Source organism: Thiothrix nivea DSM 5205 (assembly GCF_000260135.1).
Classification (GTDB): domain Bacteria; phylum Pseudomonadota; class Gammaproteobacteria; order Thiotrichales; family Thiotrichaceae; genus Thiothrix; species Thiothrix nivea.
Window position 1 is genome coordinate 447,847 of sequence record NZ_JH651384.1, and the last position, 18,042, is coordinate 465,888.

The 18,042-nt window shown below is 55.3% G+C and carries 18 protein-coding genes and 1 pseudogene; 10 read left to right on the forward strand and 9 right to left on the reverse strand.

The features are described 5' to 3' along the window. Window positions 1-88: 88 nt before the first annotated feature. On the reverse strand, window positions 89-397 hold the full coding sequence (locus tag THINI_RS02340; protein ID WP_002707070.1) for a hypothetical protein: 309 nt from the start codon (window positions 395-397) through the stop codon (window positions 89-91). A gap of 142 nt (window positions 398-539) precedes the next feature. On the opposite strand from THINI_RS02340, the gene THINI_RS24925 reads away from it, so the two are divergent. From THINI_RS24925 to THINI_RS02370, 6 genes and pseudogenes are all read left to right on the forward strand, one after another. Further along, a complete protein-coding gene (locus tag THINI_RS24925) occupies window positions 540-680 on the forward strand; it encodes a hypothetical protein (RefSeq protein WP_154724328.1) in 141 nt (46 codons plus the stop codon). A gap of 310 nt (window positions 681-990) precedes the next feature. Next, a pseudogene (locus THINI_RS24005) lies at window positions 991-2,000 on the forward strand (ISAzo13 family transposase). A gap of 38 nt (window positions 2,001-2,038) precedes the next feature. Beyond that, window positions 2,039-2,329, forward strand: a complete 291-nt coding sequence (locus THINI_RS02355; protein WP_281054686.1) for a DUF433 domain-containing protein — start codon at window positions 2,039-2,041, stop codon at window positions 2,327-2,329. Then, window positions 2,260-2,487: an ISAzo13-like element transposase-related protein gene (locus THINI_RS02360; protein WP_425358292.1), complete on the forward strand. Its 228-nt coding sequence runs from the start codon at window positions 2,260-2,262 to the stop codon at window positions 2,485-2,487. Before THINI_RS02355 ends, THINI_RS02360 begins: the two co-directional genes overlap by 70 nt. 38 nt (window positions 2,488-2,525) lie before the next feature. Continuing rightward, window positions 2,526-2,735 carry a DUF433 domain-containing protein gene (locus THINI_RS02365; RefSeq protein ID WP_281054687.1) on the forward strand — a complete coding sequence of 70 codons (210 nt, stop codon included), beginning with the start codon at window positions 2,526-2,528 and terminating at the stop codon, window positions 2,733-2,735. Further along, window positions 2,732-2,929, forward strand: a complete 198-nt coding sequence (locus THINI_RS02370; protein ID WP_050987984.1) for a DUF5615 family PIN-like protein — start codon at window positions 2,732-2,734, stop codon at window positions 2,927-2,929. Before THINI_RS02365 ends, THINI_RS02370 begins: the two co-directional genes overlap by 4 nt. 366 nt (window positions 2,930-3,295) lie before the next feature. Here the strand turns inward: THINI_RS02370 and lpdA are convergent, their stop codons facing one another. From lpdA to aceE, 3 genes are read right to left on the reverse strand one after another with little or no spacing between them, the layout of a single operon-like run. Beyond that, window positions 3,296-5,047: a dihydrolipoyl dehydrogenase gene (gene lpdA, locus THINI_RS02375; RefSeq protein ID WP_002707074.1), complete on the reverse strand. Its 1,752-nt coding sequence runs from the start codon at window positions 5,045-5,047 to the stop codon at window positions 3,296-3,298. Beyond that, window positions 5,044-6,375 carry a dihydrolipoyllysine-residue acetyltransferase gene (gene aceF, locus THINI_RS02380; RefSeq protein WP_002707075.1) on the reverse strand — a complete coding sequence of 444 codons (1,332 nt, stop codon included), beginning with the start codon at window positions 6,373-6,375 and terminating at the stop codon, window positions 5,044-5,046. Before aceF ends, lpdA begins: the two co-directional genes overlap by 4 nt. A gap of 12 nt (window positions 6,376-6,387) precedes the next feature. Beyond that, the gene (gene aceE, locus THINI_RS02385; protein ID WP_002707076.1) at window positions 6,388-9,045 is read right to left on the reverse strand and encodes a pyruvate dehydrogenase (acetyl-transferring), homodimeric type; all 2,658 of its coding nucleotides are present in this window, start codon (window positions 9,043-9,045) and stop codon (window positions 6,388-6,390) included. Between the two features lie 209 nt (window positions 9,046-9,254). Between aceE and rnt the strand changes: the two genes are divergently transcribed. Then, a complete protein-coding gene (gene rnt, locus THINI_RS02390) occupies window positions 9,255-9,896 on the forward strand; it encodes a ribonuclease T (RefSeq protein ID WP_002707077.1) in 642 nt (213 codons plus the stop codon). Window positions 9,897-9,952: 56 nt separating this feature from the next. On the opposite strand, the gene THINI_RS02395 is transcribed toward rnt, so the two are convergent. From THINI_RS02395 to potA, 4 genes are all read right to left on the reverse strand, one after another. After that, window positions 9,953-10,987: an extracellular solute-binding protein gene (locus THINI_RS02395; protein WP_002707078.1), complete on the reverse strand. Its 1,035-nt coding sequence runs from the start codon at window positions 10,985-10,987 to the stop codon at window positions 9,953-9,955. 1 nt (window position 10,988) lies between these two features. Next, complete coding sequence (gene potC, locus THINI_RS02400) at window positions 10,989-11,756, reverse strand: spermidine/putrescine ABC transporter permease PotC (RefSeq protein WP_002707079.1); 768 nt, start codon at window positions 11,754-11,756, stop codon at window positions 10,989-10,991. Beyond that, window positions 11,740-12,597, reverse strand: coding sequence for a spermidine/putrescine ABC transporter permease PotB (potB, locus tag THINI_RS02405; RefSeq protein ID WP_002707080.1), 858 nt, complete (start codon window positions 12,595-12,597; stop codon window positions 11,740-11,742). The genes potC and potB overlap by 17 nt, the downstream gene beginning before the upstream one ends. Before the next feature lie 76 nt (window positions 12,598-12,673). Next, complete coding sequence (gene potA / locus THINI_RS02410; RefSeq protein ID WP_002707081.1) at window positions 12,674-13,783, reverse strand: spermidine/putrescine ABC transporter ATP-binding protein PotA; 1,110 nt, start codon at window positions 13,781-13,783, stop codon at window positions 12,674-12,676. 111 nt (window positions 13,784-13,894) lie between these two features. On the opposite strand from potA, the gene THINI_RS02415 reads away from it, so the two are divergent. The 3 genes from THINI_RS02415 to THINI_RS02425 are packed head-to-tail and all read left to right on the forward strand — an operon-like array spanning window position 13,895 to window position 17,240. Next, the gene (locus THINI_RS02415; RefSeq protein ID WP_002707082.1) at window positions 13,895-15,412 is read left to right on the forward strand and encodes a GTPase; all 1,518 of its coding nucleotides are present in this window, start codon (window positions 13,895-13,897) and stop codon (window positions 15,410-15,412) included. Further along, window positions 15,336-16,727 carry a YcjF family protein gene (locus THINI_RS02420; RefSeq protein ID WP_154724330.1) on the forward strand — a complete coding sequence of 464 codons (1,392 nt, stop codon included), beginning with the start codon at window positions 15,336-15,338 and terminating at the stop codon, window positions 16,725-16,727. The genes THINI_RS02415 and THINI_RS02420 overlap by 77 nt, the downstream gene beginning before the upstream one ends. A gap of 21 nt (window positions 16,728-16,748) precedes the next feature. After that, window positions 16,749-17,240, forward strand: coding sequence for a DUF3465 domain-containing protein (locus THINI_RS02425; protein WP_002707084.1), 492 nt, complete (start codon window positions 16,749-16,751; stop codon window positions 17,238-17,240). Between the two features lie 60 nt (window positions 17,241-17,300). On the opposite strand, the gene THINI_RS02430 is transcribed toward THINI_RS02425, so the two are convergent. Next, window positions 17,301-17,975 carry a polysaccharide biosynthesis/export family protein gene (locus tag THINI_RS02430; RefSeq protein ID WP_002707085.1) on the reverse strand — a complete coding sequence of 225 codons (675 nt, stop codon included), beginning with the start codon at window positions 17,973-17,975 and terminating at the stop codon, window positions 17,301-17,303. Window positions 17,976-18,042: the final 67 nt, after the last annotated feature.

Consider the following 18,042-nt stretch of genomic DNA (forward strand, 5'->3'; position numbering starts at 1 on the left):
TGAGCCTAAAGGGTTTTACGCAATGTGAGATTTTGCGTATTGGGGACAACTTGCAGCACCTGTTCGATTTGCGCGAAATACGCCTCGATCATTGCAGCTCCTGCAAGCGCTGCTGGTTATCCTTCAGCATTTCATACAAGCCTGACCACAACATGTAGTCTTCGCTATCATCCACGATGCCCTGCTCAAACTGGCTGTAGAATAGTTCGGAAGGCATTTGGTACTGCTCTTCAAACTTCTTCAAATCCAGCCGCAGGTTCAGGATACCCCGTTTCAGCTCATGCACCTGAAAAGCAATGACGTTGCGGGCAAAAGTTTCCTGATCCGCCACTTGCGACATTAAGCGACGCAAACGCTGCTCGGTGGCAGGCTGCACATCCAACTGTAAGCTCAACATGGTGAAGCATCTCCGTTTGCGGATTCATGGCAACAAGCATAACGTATCAGATGACGACACGCACCGTTTACCATGACAGGCTACAGCAGCCTCATTGCTCCTGTAGTAAACTACCCCCATCAGCCCTTCACGGGCGTTCCCCATGAACCAGAACCTGAATGGAGCCACCCCACCCAACACCGGCAAGATTACCGCCGTGCGCGGCAGCGTCATCGACATCCGCTTCCCACAACGCTTACTAACACAATGCAGGGGCTGTGGTATGCTTTCCGAAAAGCCGTAAGAGGTACAGCAACCAATGAACTTAGGGGATTTCCCTGAAAGATTCCCCCGCAATGGCTACACTTGTCTTATCGACAAGCGGAGTCCCTATCCCCATGCCCCCCGAACCCCAAACAGCTAACCCGATCCTGAGTGAATCCCAGATAGCCGACCTGAAACTGGCGGCCTCGAAAATGTCTGGCAGCACCCGCCGTGCGTTCCAGGCGGACATGAGCCGGAAATATTGTGCAGGCAACGCCCGCCAGACTGAAAGGTGTTTTGGCTGGGGTCGGGAGGGGGTGCAGTTGGGTTTGGAGGAACAGCGCAGCGGCATGGTTTGCGTGGGTGCGCAGGCGGCGTATTGTGGCCAGAAGCGCTGGGAGGAAACCCAGCCGGAAGCGGCAGCCGCCTTGCTGGCGCTGGCGGAAGCACATAGCCAGCAAGACCCGACATTCCGCAGCAGCATCGCCTACACCCGCCTGACGGCGGCGGAAGCCATCCGGCAGTTACAGGCCATGGGTTTCAGCGGTGGACAAGTGCCCGCCCCCAGCACCATGGCGCGGATACTCAACCGGAATGGCTACCGCCTGCGCAAGGTGGAGAAAGCCAAGCCGCAAAAAAAATTCCAGAAACCGACGCCATCTTCGCCAATATCCAGGCCAACGATGGGCAGTTTGCCGATGGGGCGGTCAAACGCCTGAGCATGGACTGCAAGGCGACCGTCAACATCGGTGACTACTCACGGGGCGGGAAAACACGGGGTGACAATAAAGCCGCTGACCATGAGATGGGCTGCAAAGAGAAATACATCCCTTTTGGCGTACTGGATGAGGACAGTGGGCAGGTTTACCTGACCTTCGGCAGTTCCAGCAAAACCAGTGACTTCATCGTGGATTCCCTGTGCCGGGTATGGGAACAGATGCCTTCTGCTGACAAGGACGCCTGCCAGTGCATCCAGATCAAAGCGGACAATGGCCCGGAAAGCAGCGGGATCAGGACGCAATTCCTCAAGCGCATGGTGGAATTCGCCAACCATACCGGTAAGACAGTCCACCTGCTGTACTACCCGCCTTACCACAGCAAGTACAACCCGATTGAACGCTGCTGGGGGATTCTGGAACAACACTGGAACGGCACCCAGCTCAAGGATGCCGAAACCCTGCTGGAATGGGCAAAAACCATGACCTGGAAAGGCATCAACCCCATGGTCGAATTCAGTCGCAAGGTTTATGAGAAGGGTGTGACCCTCAGCAAAAAAGCTATGGAGGCTGTTGAGGCGAGGCTGGAAAGAAATGCTGCTTTACCAAAATGGGACATTCTGATTCGCCCTGTTTTTGGGTAATGTCTTTGAGGTAAATCACCTTAAGCGACCGCATCACCATCGACCCAAATATTTGCCACGGCAAACCTACCATCCGTGGTCTGCGTTACCCGGTGGAAAACATGCTGGAACTGTTCAGCGCAGGCATGACCATTGAAGAAATTCTGGATGATTACGAAGACCTGGAACGCGAAGACTTGTTGGCTGTTCTGGCCTATGCCACCCGTCTTTCCCAGGTCAAACGCATTGAAGTAGCGCAAGCCGCAGCTGCTGGGGGATTCTGGAACAACACTGGAACGGCACCCAGCTCAAGGATGCCGAAACCCTGCTGGAATGGGCAAAAACCATGACCTGGAAAGGCATCAACCCCATGGTCGAATTCAGTCGCAAGGTTTATGAGAAGGGTGTGACCCTCAGCAAAAAAGCTATGGAGGCTGTTGAGGCGAGGCTGGAAAGAAATGCTGCTTTACCAAAATGGGACATTCTGATTCGCCCTGTTTTTGGGTAATGTCTTTGAGGTAAATCACCTTAAGCGACCGCATCACCATCGACCCAAATATTTGCCACGGCAAACCTACCATCCGTGGTCTGCGTTACCCGGTGGAAAACATGCTGGAACTGTTCAGCGCAGGCATGACCATTGAAGAAATTCTGGATGATTACGAAGACCTGGAACGCGAAGACTTGTTGGCTGTTCTGGCCTATGCCACCCGTCTTTCCCAGGTCAAACGCATTGAAGTAGCGCAAGCCGCATGAAGTTTCTGGTCGACGCGCATCTGCCCCGCAAACTGGCAACCCAGCTCAAGGAAGCAGGCTATGACACCCGGCATACGCTGGGTTTGCCTTTGGGGAACAGCACCACCGACCAATCCATCAATGAACTGTCTATTGCAGAACAACGCATCCTCATCACCAAGGATTCCGATTTCGTGGATTCCTTCTGGCTGTAAAACAAACCGTGGAAATTGCTGCTGGTTTCAACTGGTAACATCCGCAACGATGAACTGAAAGCCCTGTTTTTTGCCAATATTGAAAAAATTGACCCGCGCCCGCCTGATTTTTCACGCTTAGTAAGCTATTCATCCCGCAGGCGGCGTTTACTGGTTTTCAAACCGGTGAAAAATACCGCTAGCTCGACGAAGCAACAACATACCCCAGCTGCAACCCTCTGTATCCCCACCATCAGCCCTTCACGGACGTTCCCCATGAACCAGAACCTGTCCTGAAACAAAAAAAAAGCGGCTTGTTTGTTCAGGACAAGCCGCCAACCGGTTTCTCACTTAACGTGAGGAGTCAAACCATGAAAGGGGTAAAAACTACTTCTTCGGCGCGTAAATATCCGTACACGTCCCTTCCGCCACTTCCGCCGCAAAGTTCAGTGTTTCGGAAAGCGTCGGATGAGGGTGAACCGTCAGGCCAATATCATGTGCGTCCGCACCCATTTCCAGCGCCAGCACTGCTTCGGCGATCAGTTCGCCTGCATTTTTGCCAGCAATACCTGTACCGATGATACGACCGGATTCCTTGTCGAACAGCACCTTGGTCACACCGTTGCCTGCGTCCATCGACAGTGCGCGTCCGCTGGCTGCCCACGGGAAAACGCCTTTTTCAATGGCGATGCCTTCAGACTTGCATTGCTCTTCGGTCTTGCCCATCCAGGCCACTTCGGGGCTGGTGTAGGCAACCGAGGGAATGGTTTTCGCATCAAAATAGGATTTGTGTCCGGCGATAACTTCAGCAGCAACTTTGCCTTCGTGCGTCGCTTTGTGCGCCAGCATCGGCTGACCCACGATGTCGCCAATCGCGAAAATGTGCGGCACGTTGGTGCGCATCTGCTTGTCGACCGGAATAAAGCCGCGCGCGCCAACAAACACGCCCGCCTTGCCAGCATCAATCAACCCACCATTCGGTGAACGCCCGATCGCAACCAGCACACGGTCGAAGGTATCCTTTTCCGGTGCGCCCTTGCCTTCAAACGTACACACCAGACCTTCCGGCGTCGGCTCGATAGCCGTGACCTTAGTGTCCAGATAGATGTTTTCGTACTGCTTTTTGATGGCATTGTGCAGCGGCTTCACAATATCGCGGTCAGCACCCGGCATCAGCCCCGGTGACAGTTCCACCACCGTGATTTTTGCGCCTAGCGCGTGGTACACCGTGGCCATTTCCAGCCCGATAATGCCGCCACCAACCACCAGCATCCGCTTGGGCACTTCTGCCAGCGCCAGCGCATCGGTGGAATCCATCACACGCGGGTCGTCCCACGGAATGAATGGCAGTTTGGTCACGCGTGAACCAGCTGCGATGATGCAGTTGGCAAACTTGACGGTTTGCTTGCTGCCATCTTCCGCTTCCACTTCGACGGTGTTGGCGGAAGTGAAACGGCCATAACCATGAACAATCGTGACCTTGCGCTGTTTAGCCAATGCCTTCAGGCCGCCGGTCAGCTTGCTGACTACGCCATCCTTGTGTGCACGGATCGCGTCGATGTCGATTTCCGGCTCGCCGAATTTCACGCCGTAATGGGCGAATTCTTTAGCTTCGTTGATCACTTCCGCCGTGTGCAGCAATGCTTTGGAGGGAATGCAGCCGACATTCAGGCACACACCGCCGATATTGCTGTAGCGTTCGACCAGCACTACTTTCTTGCCGAGGTCAGCAGCGCGGAAGGCTGCGGTGTAACCACCGGGGCCGGAACCCAACACCACAACCTCAGTTTCGAGATCAGCACTGCCACTAAATGCAGCAGCCTGTGGAGCTGGAGCCACCTCTTGCCTCTCCCCTGATAAGGGGAGACTGGGGGGGGTTTCTTCCGAAGCGTTAGCTTCGCTAACCTCCAACATCAAAATCAGGCTCCCTTCCGAAACCCGATCCCCCACCTTGACCTTCACTTCCCTGACAGTCCCGGCCAGCGGGCTAGGAATCTCCATCGACGCCTTATCCGACTCAATGGTAATCAGAGACTCTTCCGGCTCGATCTGGAAACCGGGTTCCACCAGTACTTCAATAATTTCAACATTATCAAAACTGCCGATGTCGGGGACTTTTACTTCGACGATATGACTCATACCAGTAGCCTCCGGATGTCGCCCAGCATTTTCGCAAGGTAAGTGGTGAAACGCGCCCCGTCAGCCCCATCAATCACGCGATGGTCATACGACAGCGACAGCGGCAGCATCAGGCGCGGCGCGAATTCCTTGCCATTCCACACCGGCTGCATGTCGGATTTGGAAACGCCGAGGATAGCGACTTCCGGCGCATTCACAATCGGGGTGAACTTGGTGCCACCAATCCCGCCGAGGCTGGAAATGGAGAAACAACCGCCCTGCATGTCAGCAGGTTTCAGCTTCTTGTCACGCGCCTTGCCGGAGATTTCTTTCAACTCTTCGGAAAGCTGCATGATGGACTTTTTGTCCACGTCACGGATAACCGGCACCACCAGACCATCCGGCGTATCCACTGCCACGCCGATGTGGAAGTAGTTCTTGCGGATCAGGTTCTCTCCCTTCGCATCCAGCGAGGAATTGAAACGCGGGTAAGCCTTTAAACCAGCCACTACCGCTTTCATGATGAACACCAGCGGCGTAATCTTGACACCGGATTTGGCGTTTTCCTCATTCAACTGTTTGCGGAAAGCCTCCAGATCGGTGATGTCAGCCTGATCGAACTGGGTAACATGCGGAATATGTACCCAATTACGGTGCAGGAACTCGCCTGTCAGCTTGTTGATGCGGGATAGCGGAACCGTTTCGATTTCGCCCCACTGGCTGAAGTCGATTTCCGGCATCGGTGCAACACCCAGCACATTGCCCGGTATTGCTGCCTTCCCAGGTACACCACCGAGGCTCATCACATCCTTGACATAGCCTTTTACATCTTCCTGGGTAATGCGCCCTTTGCGGCCAGAACCTGATACCTTGTTGAGGTCGACGCCAAGTTCACGGGCAAACCTGCGTACCGACGGGGTCGCGTAAGCCTTGCTGAAATCGACATTTTTCATGTCAGCTTGTACAGCGGCGGTCGGGGAGGAAGCGCGTTGCGGACGTGTCTCCTGTTTTGGTGCAAGTGAGGCAGGCGCGGGAACAGGTTCAGTTTTTGCAGGTGCAGATTCTTTCACCTCCCCTGATAAGGGGAGGCCGGGAGGAGTTTCTTTACCCTCTGCCACATCCATCAGCAGCAACAAACTGCCTTCCGACACCCGATCCCCAACCTTGATTTTCAGTTCCTTGACCACGCCAGATGCAGGCGACGGAATCTCCATCGACGCCTTGTCGGATTCAACCGTAATCAGTGAGTCTTCGGCTTGCACCGTGTCGCCAGCACTGACCAGCACTTCGATGACTTCGACATTCTCAAAACTGCCAATGTCTGGCACCTGTATTTCCTGGATTGCCATGGTATGCCCTCCTTATGCCAGACGCGGGTTGGATTTTTCGGGGTTGATGCCGTACTTTTCCATTGCCTTGACCAGATCAGAAGCCGGCAGGGATTTTTCATCCACCAGCGCTTTCAGAGCGGCGATAACGATGTAGTGGCTGTTGACCTCGAAATGCTTGCGCAGTTTGGCGCGGGTGTCGCTGCGTCCGAAACCGTCCGTGCCCAATACGGTGTACGGCATCGGCAACCAGGCGCGAATCTGGTCGGCGTACTGGCGGATGTAGTCGGTCGCCGCAATCGCCGGGCCGCGCTGGCCCTTCATCAACTGCGTCACATACGGCACTTTGGGCGTTTCCAATGGGTGCAGCATGTTCCAGCGGTCGATGTCGCGGGCTTCGCGGGCAACTTCGTTGAAGCTGGTCACACTCCAGACATTGGCATCCACGCCCCATTCCTTGTCGAGCATTTCAGCTGCGGCAATGACTTCGCGCAGGATAGTGCCGGAACCCATCAGTTGCACTTTCTTACGCTTCTTGCCACCGCCACTGAGCAGGTACATACCCTTGACAATACCCTCTTCCGCGCCTTTCGGCATTTCAGGATGCGTGTAGTTCTCGTTCATCGCGGTGATGTAGTAGTACACGTCTTCCTGATCCTGATACATGCGCTTCAGGCCGTTCTGGACGATCACCGCCAGTTCGTAAGTGAAGGTCGGGTCGTAGGACACACAGTTGGGGATCATCGCCGCCTGGATTAGGCCGTGGCCGTCCTGATGCTGCAAGCCTTCGCCCGCCAGCGTGGTGCGGCCAGCCGTGCCACCGATCAGGAAACCGCGCGCACGGCAATCACCCGCCGCCCATGCCAGGTCGCCAATGCGCTGGAAACCGAACATGGAATAGTAAATGTAGAACGGCACCATGTTGACGCTGTGGGTGCTGTAGGCAGTCGCGGCGGCAATCCATGAAGAAAATGCACCCGCTTCGTTGATGCCCTCTTCCAGAATCTGGCCGGACTTATCCTCCTTGTAGAACATGACCTGATCACGGTCTTGCGGCTCATAGAGCTGGCCGACGGAAGAGTAAATGCCCATCTGGCGGAACATGCCTTCCATACCAAAGGTGCGCGCTTCATCCGGCACGATCGGCACGACGTGCTTGCCCATGCCCTTGTCACGCGCCAGCAGGGTCAGCAAACGCACAAATACCATGGTGGTGGACATTTCGCGCTCGCCGGTGCTTTCCAGCAGGCTCTGGAAGATCGACAGGTCTGGCACTTTCAGCGGCGCTGCATGGGTCTGGCGTTGCGGGAGGAACCCCCCCAAAGCCTTGCGGCGTTCCAGCAAGTATTGCATTTCCTCGCTGTCTGGAGCCGGGCGGTAATATTTGGCTTCTGCCGCATCCGCATCGCTCAGCGGAATGTTGAAACGGTTTTTGTAGGCGATCATTTCCTCGCCTGACAGTTTTTTCTGTGAGTGGGTGCGGTTCTGGCCTTCACCGGCGGAACCCATACCGTAGCCTTTCACGGTGTGGGCCAGGATCACGGTTGGCTGACCGGTATGATTAACAGCTGCGTGGTAAGCCGCGTAAACCTTGTGCGGGTCGTGCCCGCCCCGGTTCAGGCGCCAGATGTCGGCATCGCTCATCTTGGCGACCATTTCCTTCAATGCCGGGTATTTGCCGAAGAAATGTTCGCGGACGTATGCGCCATCCTTGGATTTGTAATTCTGGTATTCGCCATCGACCGCTTCCATCATGCGCTGCTGGAGCAGTCCGTCTTTATCCATGGCCAGGAGCGGATCCCAGTAGGAACCCCACAGTACCTTGATGACATTCCAGCCAGCGCCACGGAACACGGCTTCCAGTTCCTGCACGATCTTGCCGTTGCCACGTACCGGGCCATCCAGACGTTGCAGGTTGCAGTTGACTACCCAAACCAGATTGTCGAGTTTTTCACGCCCGCCGAGAGAAATCGCGCCGAGGGTTTCCGGCTCGTCAGTTTCGCCATCGCCGACGAATGCCCACACCTTACGGTTGGCGGTTTCAGCCAGTTTGCGGTCTTGCAGGTATTTCATGAAACGGGCCTGGTAGATCGACTTGATCGGCCCCAGCCCCATGGATACGGTCGGGAATTGCCAGTAATCCTGCATCAGCCACGGATGCGGGTAAGACGACAGGCCGCCGCCATCCACTTCCTGACGGAAATTATCCAGCTCTTCTTCGGTAAAACGGCCTTCGAGGAAGGAGCGTGCGTACATGCCCGGCGCTGCGTGCCCCTGGATATACAGCAAGTCGCCGCCATGCTTGGGGGAAGGCGCGTGCCAGAAATGGTTCATGCCGATGTCGTACAGGGTGGCGGCAGAAGCAAAAGTCGCAATATGCCCACCGAGTTCCGCGCTCTTGCGGTTGGCGCGTACCACCATCGCGGCAGCATTCCAGCGGATGTAGGAACGCAGGCGCGACTCGATGGTGCGATTGCCCGGCGTGTGCTGTTCCAGATGTGGCGGAATAGTGTTGATGTAGGCAGTGTTGGCGGAGTATGGCAGGTTAGCGCCGTTATGGCGGGCTGCGTCGATCAGCTTCTCCAGCAGGAAGTGGGCGCGTTCCACGCCTTCTTGTTCGATGACTGATTCCAGCGAATCAATCCATTCCTGCGTCTCTTGAAAATCAACATCTTGTAATTGATTATTCATTTTAAATCCTCTTGTATCCAGCAGCTTACCGGCACCGAAAGTGGTATTTCAGTTGCCGGACTGGAGTAACTTTAGCACGCTCTGGAGCATTTTGAAATTAAAATAAATATCAAATATTTAATTATTTATTTTTCAAAAACTTGAAGAGTTAGAATCTTTTTTATAAAGATTTCTATCCATTTGTTATCAGTTCCGTTAAGCTCTTGCCCATGACTGATGAGATCGAAATAATCCCTATTGGCGGGCGCTTTCGCGGTTTCCTGCCTGTCGTGATAGATGTGGAGACTGGCGGGTTTGACTGCCGCAAAGATGCGTTGCTGGAACTGGCAGCTGTCGTGCTGCGCATCGATGAAAAAGGTGAGCTTTCCCGTCATCGCACCTACAACTGGCATATCGAGCCGTTCCCCAACGCCAATATGGATCCAAAATCGCTGGAAGTGAACGGCATCAAGCCATTCAGCCCGCTGCGCATGGCCGTGCCGGAAGAAAAGGCGATGGAAGAGTTTTTCAAGATCATCCGCAGGGAAGTGAAAGTCAACCGCTGCAACCGGGCAATCCTGGTTGGGCACAATGCACCGTTTGACCTTAATTTTGTCCATGCCGCATCCGACCGGATCAAGTGCAAACGCAACCCGTTCCACCCGTTCAGTACACTGGATACGGTAACACTGGGTGCCGTGGTTTACGGCCAGACCGTGCTGGCAAGGGTCGCGCAGATGGCAGGCATGGGCTGGGATGCCGAATCAGCCCATTCAGCCGTGTATGATGCTGAAAAGACAGCGGATTTGTTTTGCCATTTCGTAAATACGTGGCAGACGCTGGATGCCGCGTTCAAAGCTGTCGAGAATTGAGTTAAAGAAACCCCTCCCCGGCCCTCCCCTGATAAGGGGAGATTAGGAGGGGGTTCTTACTTCCCTGCTTTCAATTTTTCCCAATACTCATTGTAGAGCTTCATCGCATCACCCACATCTTTCTGGAATTCACCTTTCTCAACGGCATCAGTGGGTGGGAAAATGACCCGATTGTTGCGAACCTTTTCCGGCAGCAAATCCTGCGATGCCGTGTTCGGCGTACTATAACCCAGTTCCTCCACCACTTTCTGGCCGACTTCCGGGCGCAACATGAAGTCGATAAACTTATGGGCATTGTCGACGTTTTCCGCACCAGCCGGTATTGCGAAACTGTCGACCCAGAAACCGGCCCCTTCCTTGGGGAAAATGTACTGGATGTCAGGGTTTTCCTCCTGCGCCATCACCACTTCCCCACTCCAGATCATGCCGAGGTTCACATCGCCCGCCAAGAACGGTTCGCGCGGTGCATCAGCGTTGAACACCAGCACGTTGGGCATCAGCTTTTGCAGGTCTTCGTAGGCAGCCTTGATTTCGTCCGGGTTGGTGCTGTTGGTAGAAAAGCCGTTTTTCTTCAACGCCATATGGAAAACTTCACGCACGTCATCGGTCAGCAGCAGTTTGCCCTCCCACTTTGGATCCCACAAATCTGCCCAGGCGGTGATGGTGGCGGGGTCGATTTCCTTGGCATTCACGCCAATGCCGGTGCTGCCCCACAGATAAGGGATACTGTATTCATTGCGCGGGTCATACGGTTTGTTCATCAGGCTGATCGACAGGTTGTCCACATTTTTCAGCTTGGTATGGTCGATCTTTTGCAGCAGCCCCTCATCGCGCATCTTGGACACCAGATAGGTAGAAGGCACCACGATGTCATAACCCTTGCCCTTTTGCAGCTTGAGTTTGGAATACATAGTTTCGTTGTTGTCATAGGTGGAATACTCAACCTTGATGCCGGTTTCCTGGGTGAAATCTTCCAGCGTACTTTCCGGGATGTATTCCGCCCAGTTGTAGACCACAACTTTTTCTTCGGCGGGCACGGCAGTGGCCGCCAGCAGCAACAATAGGGCAGCAATGAGGGGGGCTTTGTTCATTTCAGTGTTTTCTCCTGAGCAACAGGGTTGAGACAGTAACCAGCAGCAGTGAAATTGCCAGCAACAGCGTCGCCAATACATTTACCTCGGGCGAAACGCCCACCTTCACCATGGAAAACACCCGGATCGGCAGGATTTCAAAGCTGGAGCCGGTAACAAAGGAACTGATGATTACATCATCGAGCGACAGGGTAAAGCTCAACAACCAGCCAGAGATAATCGCCGGAAATATCAGCGGCAAGATGATCAGGCGGAAAATACGGCTTTCATTCGCCCCCAAATCCTGCGCAGCTTCCAGCAAATACTTATCAAAACCTTTCAGTTGCGCATACACCGTGATCACCACGAACGGTAGACAGAACGTAATGTGCGCAATCAGCAACGACCAGAACCCCAACTGGATGCCGAGCGCAATAAAAATCACCAAGAAGGTAATTGCCAACACAATATCCGGCGACATCATCACCACAAACAACAAGCCGCTGGCCGTACCTTTCAACGGGAAGCGGTAACGGTGCAAAGCCAGCGCCATCAACGCGCCGATGATCGTCGCCGCTGTCGCCGCCAGGGTTGCAATCAGCAGCGAATTTAAAAACGCCTGCATAAGCGCTTCATTCCCAAGCAACTTTTCATACCACTTCAGGGTGAAGCCTTTCCACTCATAACCGTACTTGGAATCATTGAAGGAATTGATCACCAGGATCACGATCGGCAGGTACAGCCAGGCGAAGATGGCGGCAACGAAACTCCATTTAAAGGCTTTCATCATCCAGCCCCCCCTGCCGGTTAATACGTTTGTTGGCGATAAAATACAGCCACATCAGCAGCGCCATGATGCCAATCAGCGCCACGCTGAACGCCGCCCCAAACGGCCAGTCACGCACCACCAGGAACTGGTTCTTGATGATATTGCCCAGCAACAGGTTTTTCGCCCCACCCAGCAAATCCGCCACGTAAAACATGCCCATCGCGGGCAGGAACACGATCAGGCAACCCGCAATCACCCCCGGCATGGTCAGCGGCAGGATAATATGCCGGAAACGCTGCCAGAAACCTGCCCCCAGATCGTGCGCCGCCTCGATCAGGCTCTTGTCCAGCTTGTCGAAACTGGACACCAGCGGCAGCACCATAAACGGCAACAACACATAGGCCAGCCCAAAAATCACCGCAAACGGCGTATACAGCAACTGCACCGGTTCATCCACCAAGCCCAGCCCCAGCAGAAAAGTATTCACCAGCCCCTTGTTACCCAGGATCAACTTAATGGCATAGGTGCGGATCAGACTATTCGTCCAGAACGGCACAATCATCAGAAACAGCAACACCCCGCGCCACATCCCCGGCAGTTTCGCCACAATCCACGCAAACGGGTAGCCCAACAGCAAGCAAATAGCAGTCGTCACCGCCGACAGCCACAGGCTGTGCCAGAATACTTCGGCATACAGCGGCTCCAGCAAGCGTTGCCAGGAATCCAGCGTCAGCGGCCACACCGCCAGATGCTGCGGGTCGGGCGTCATGACGCTGGTCATCAGCACCAGCACATGCGGAGCCAGCACAAACAGCCCCAGCCACACCAACGTCAGAATGATGGCGAAGCGGCGAAAGCTCATGCCTTGCCCGCCTGTTCCACCAGCACAAACAGCCCCAGCCACACCAACGTCAGAATGATGGCGAAGCGGCGAAAGCTCATGCCTTGCCCGCCTGTTCCACCGGAATCACGTGTTCCCAGCCGGGAACCCAGTCCACCCCGACCTTCTGGTTGATGCTGTAATCAAAATCGGGGTCATCTTCGTCGAAAAACTCATGCGCCATCACCGTCTGGCCGTCTTCCAGCTGAATATGGGAATTCAGGGTCTGGCCGGTGTAATTGCGCTCCAGCACCACGCCGGGAAAGCCCTTGCGCTCGGCGGCATCCGGGCGGCAGTCGATGCGTAGGTCTTCCGGACGCAACATCACATGCACTTTGTCACCGACCGCAAAACGGTGGTCACAGCGGATTTCACGTTCAACACCGTTGATACGTGCCTGATACTGGTACTCGCCCAATGCGTGCAGGATTTCGCCTTCGAACACATTGATTTCGCCAATGAACTGCGCCACGAACAGGTTGCGGGGGGATTCGTAGATCTCGCGTGGCGTACCCACCTGTTGCGCCTGCCCGTTGTGCATGACCAGAATGCGGTCGGACATGGACAGCGCTTCCTCCTGGTCATGGGTAACGTAGACGAAGGTAATCCCCAACTGGCGCTGCAACTGCTTGAGTTCCAACTGCATTTGCTGACGGAGTTTATGGTCGAGGGCACTAAGGGATTCGTCCAGCAACAACACCTTGGGGTGGTTAACCACAGCGCGGGCAATCGCCACCCGCTGTTTTTGCCCACCGGAAAGCTGGTGCGGCTTGCGGGTCGCGTAATCGGACAGACGCACGATTGCCAACGCATCCGCCACCCTAACCGCAATATCCTGCGCATCCACGCCCGCCATTTTCAGGCCGAACGCCACATTGTCGAACACGCTCATGTGCGGGAACAGCGCGTAACTCTGGAATACGGTGTTGACCGGGCGGCGCTCGGCGGGGATGCCAGCAATGTCTTCACCATTCAGCAGGATACGCCCTTCATTCGGTTGCTCGAACCCGGCAATCAGACGCAGCACCGTGGTCTTACCGCACCCCGAAGGCCCCAGGATCGTGAAAAACTCACCATCCTCAATCACCAGACTAAAATCAGACAAGACTTCCTGAGCCGCAAAACGTTTGTTAATGTTGCTCAGGGTCAGGATGGGTGGTCGGTTCAAGCAACGCTCCTGTCGTGTAAGCCCCTGAAGTGGAGCCGCGCAACCATTATATTTCCCACAGCAACACATTCAATGGATAATGTCAGGAAATAGAGGAACCTCCGAGAAACGATGAAGATTACCCGACGTTTACGCTGGCTGCTGGCAGGCGGCATACTACTGCTGACCCTGTTCCTGCTGGTATTCCTGTTTTTTGCCACCAAAAACTTTCTCGACCTGTGGGATCGGTTGCAAGAGCTTCCGGCCTGGCTGTTTTACACCTACACCGGCCTGATTGGCGTTGTCCTGCTATTCAGCGGCTGGATCATGTTCAAGCTGATCTTCGGCGGGCCGAAAGCCAAAAGTATCGGCAACCCCACCAAGCCCAAGCCCGTCACTGAAGCGTCCGTAATCCAGGAAATCACCCAGATCAAAGAAACGGGGCTGGACACTTCCAGCCTGCAAACCGAGATTGACCGCCTGCACGCCCGCAAAGCCGCCGGGCAAGTGCATATCGCGTTTTTCGGCGATGTCAGTACCGGCAAATCCTCCATTATCAAGGCGCTATTGCCGGAAGCCGGGGTGGAAATTAACCTGCGCGGCGGTTCCACCCGCGACATCCGCGAATATGCGTGGCAAACCATCGCGGGCGACTGCCTGCTGCTGACCGACCTGCCGGGGCGTAACGAAGCCGAAGGCACGCTGGACGCTGCCGCCCGCGACGAAGCCATCCGTGCCCAGATCGTGGTCTATGTCACTGATTCCGACCTCAGCCGCAACCAGTTCCACGACATCCGCGAACTGGCTGCGTTTGGCAAGCCCATGGTCATCGCCATCAACAAAAGCGACCAATACACCGCTGCCGAACAAGACCAGATTGCCCAGCGCATCCGCAGTCGTCTCGGCGAACAGCTTGCCGCCGACAGCAAAGCCGAACCACCCGACGTGGTGTTCATCCAGTCCGGCGGCACGGAAGAAATTGTGCGCGTTTACCCGGACGGGCGCGAAGAAACCATCCAGCGCCCGCGCAAGGTGGATGTCTCCGCCCTGGCCGAACACTTGCAAACCGAAATCGACAACCGGCTGGAATGGCTATCGCAATTACGCGACGCCAGCGTTTTCAACCTGGTGCAGGAAAAACTCGACACTACCCGCGACCAATACCGCCGCCAGCAGGCCGAAAAGATCGTGCGCAGCTCCACCCACAAGGCCATACTGGGGGCATTGGCCTCCGTCAGCCCCGGCACCGATCTGGTCATTCAGGGCGTGATCGGCACGCGCATGGTACAAGAGCTGTGCAAGTTGTACGATAGCCCGGTCAGCCAGCTCGACATCGACCAGTTCCTGAATTTCAGCCAGGGGCAGTTGAAGAAAAGCGTGCCGGTACTATTGGCAGTCGCGGGCAATGGCCTGAAAGCCTTCCCTGGGGTAGGCACGGTAGCCGGGGGGCTGGTTCACGCCGTCGCTTATGGGCTGATTTTCGACGCGCTCGGGCATTCCGTCGCGCATACACTGGAACAACGCGGCGCGCTCAAGGCAGCGCCCGCAGCCGCCACTTTTCAGGAGATGCTGAGTGGAAATCTGGAAGAACGTACAAAAACATTTGCCCGACTGGTTATTGACCAATACAAAAGCCGCCAAGACAGCTGAAGAACCGGAGAATCCCACGCCCTCCTCCAGCGGCGACGCACACCTGCAACTGGCCACCGAAAGCCTGCGCCAGTTACTGGATGATTCCCGCATCCCGGATGACGTGCGTGAAAGCCTGCGCGACGACTACATCCAGGTACGCGGGATGCTCGACAAGCTGGAACACGGCCACTTGCATATCGCCGTGTTTGGGCGCGTCAGCGTGGGCAAGTCTTCCCTGCTCAACGCCCTGCTCGGCAAACCAGTATTCAGCGTCAGCGTGCTGCACGGTGAAACCCGCAGCGTTTCCATGCAGCAATGGCAAGAATACAGCGACAGCGGCATCTTCCTGATCGACACCCCCGGCATCAACGAAATCGATGGCGAATCACGTGAAAAGATGGCGCATGAAGTCGCCAACCGCTCCGACCTGGTGCTGTTCGTGATCGACAGCGACCTGACCGACGTGGAATTCCAGGCGCTAAAAATCGTCGCCGCCAAGCACCGCCCCACCCTACTGGTGGTGAACAAGGCCGATCGTTACACCGAAGATGAACAACGCCAGTTGCGCGGCATCTTGCGCAACCGCACGCAGGGCATCATCACCCCGGAAAACATCATTTTCACCACCGCGCAAGCCAGCCGCCAGACTGTCATTTTCGTCGACGAAAACGGCGAAGAACGCGAAGGCATCCGTGAGCGCCCTATCAATATCATTTCCCTCAAGACCCGGCTGTGGGACATTGTTGAGGCAGAAGGCAAAACCCTGGCCGCCATCAATGCCTCATTGTTCGCGGGTCACCTCAGCAAGGAAGTCGGTAAGCGCATCTTGACTATCAAACGGGAACTGGGGGAAAAGACCATTCGACTGTATTGTCTTGGTAAAGGCATTGCCGTTGCCCTTAACCCTATTCCGGTTGCAGATTTGCTGGCAGCAGCCGTGATCGATGCCGGCATGATTATCCACCTTTCCAGGCTCTATGGTTTGCCTATTTCCCGTAATGAAGCCAGTGACCTGGTACGTACCATCCTGGCACAAATGTTGTTACTGATGGGGTCAGTCTGGGCCGTACACTTGGTATCCGCTGCCCTCAAGTTAGGCACGGGCGGGATTTCCACCCTGATTACCGGCGCAACCCAGGGTGCGGTCGCCTGGTACAGCACCTTGGTGGTCGGGCGTGTGGCCGAACAATGGCTGGCGAATGGCAAATCCTGGGGGGACACCGGTCCAAAACTGACCGTGGAACGGATTCTGGATTCGCTAGACCGTGATTCGGTACTCTCGGAAGCCCGCGAAGAAATCCTCACTTACCTGCGCAAAACCGTCAAAAACTGATAACGAAAGGCATCCCAATTCATGCAGCCAAAACTCACCAAGGCCATTGTCATCCTGGCCAGCGCCGGTTTACTGGCGCTATACCAGCATTTCCAGCCTCCTGCCAATTCCGGTGGGCAAGCCAAAGCGCCAGCAGCATCCGTTAATACAGCCAGCGGTGGTCAGCAAGCCGATGATTACCCGCAGGCAGTCGCCAAAATCCGCCAGTCCGCCACCAACCCGGACGCCAAATTCTGGACTACCGTCTCTGGCGAAGTCGTCAAACTGCTCAAGGATGACCGCGAAGGTAGCCAACACCAACGCTTCCTGCTGAAAATCGCCCCCGACATTACCCTGTTGGTCGCCCATAACATTGATCTGGCTGAGCGCGTTCCGGTACAGATAGGTGGTGAAGTCATCATCAGCGGGGAATACGTGTGGAATAACCGTGGCGGTGTCATGCACTGGACGCACCATGACCCGCAAGGTCGTCGTGGTGGCTGGATTGAATACCACAACCAGCGTTACGAATAGCCCAAACAAACGGGGCGGCCAAATGACCGCCCCCACACGCCCGTGTCAGACCTGTGTTTATTAGAAGAATGTAAACGGAGCCACGAAGCCACGCACATTATCCATACCTTCCTTGACGCCAGAAGTGTGTACCTGGATCTTGTCACCAGCCATCACCATTGGATCAGGAATCCTCCCTTTGCTGATGTCGTCGAGGCGCACAGTGTAAGGCTTGCCATTGCGGAACAAGGTAATGTTGTCTTTGACCGCCAGACGATCCAGACCCTCGGCCAACGCAATTGCCTGAGTAACGGTTGTATCACCCGCCAGTGGGTATACTCCCGGTTTCCTGACTGAGCCGGAAACAGTCACAGTGCTACCAGTGGACTCTTTCACCAACACGTTGACCTGTGGATTATGCATGTAGTCTTTTTCCAGGCGGGAGGCAATTTGGCGCTCCAGTTGGCTGGCGGTCAGTCCTTTCGCACGGACAGTACCAATCAGGGCCAGGGTAATGTTGCCATTGTCATCTACGCGGACTTCCTTGGACAGGTCTGGTACCTTGAACACGTCGATTTCCAGCAAATCCTGCGGCGCGATGCGGTCACTGCCGGAGGTACCAGTTGGCAGGCTGCCACTGGAAGCTGCTAACGTAGAGCCTGGAAGCTCGGAATAAGTCGGTGCACTACCGCTTGAACAGGCAGTCAATGCAGCAGCAGCCAAGAGGGTAAGCAAAAATTTCCATGTAATTTTCATTGGGGGAGTCTCCCTGATAATAATTTTAACAATTGTGGGATAAGGGGTTAGCCTTGTTTTGTCCAGA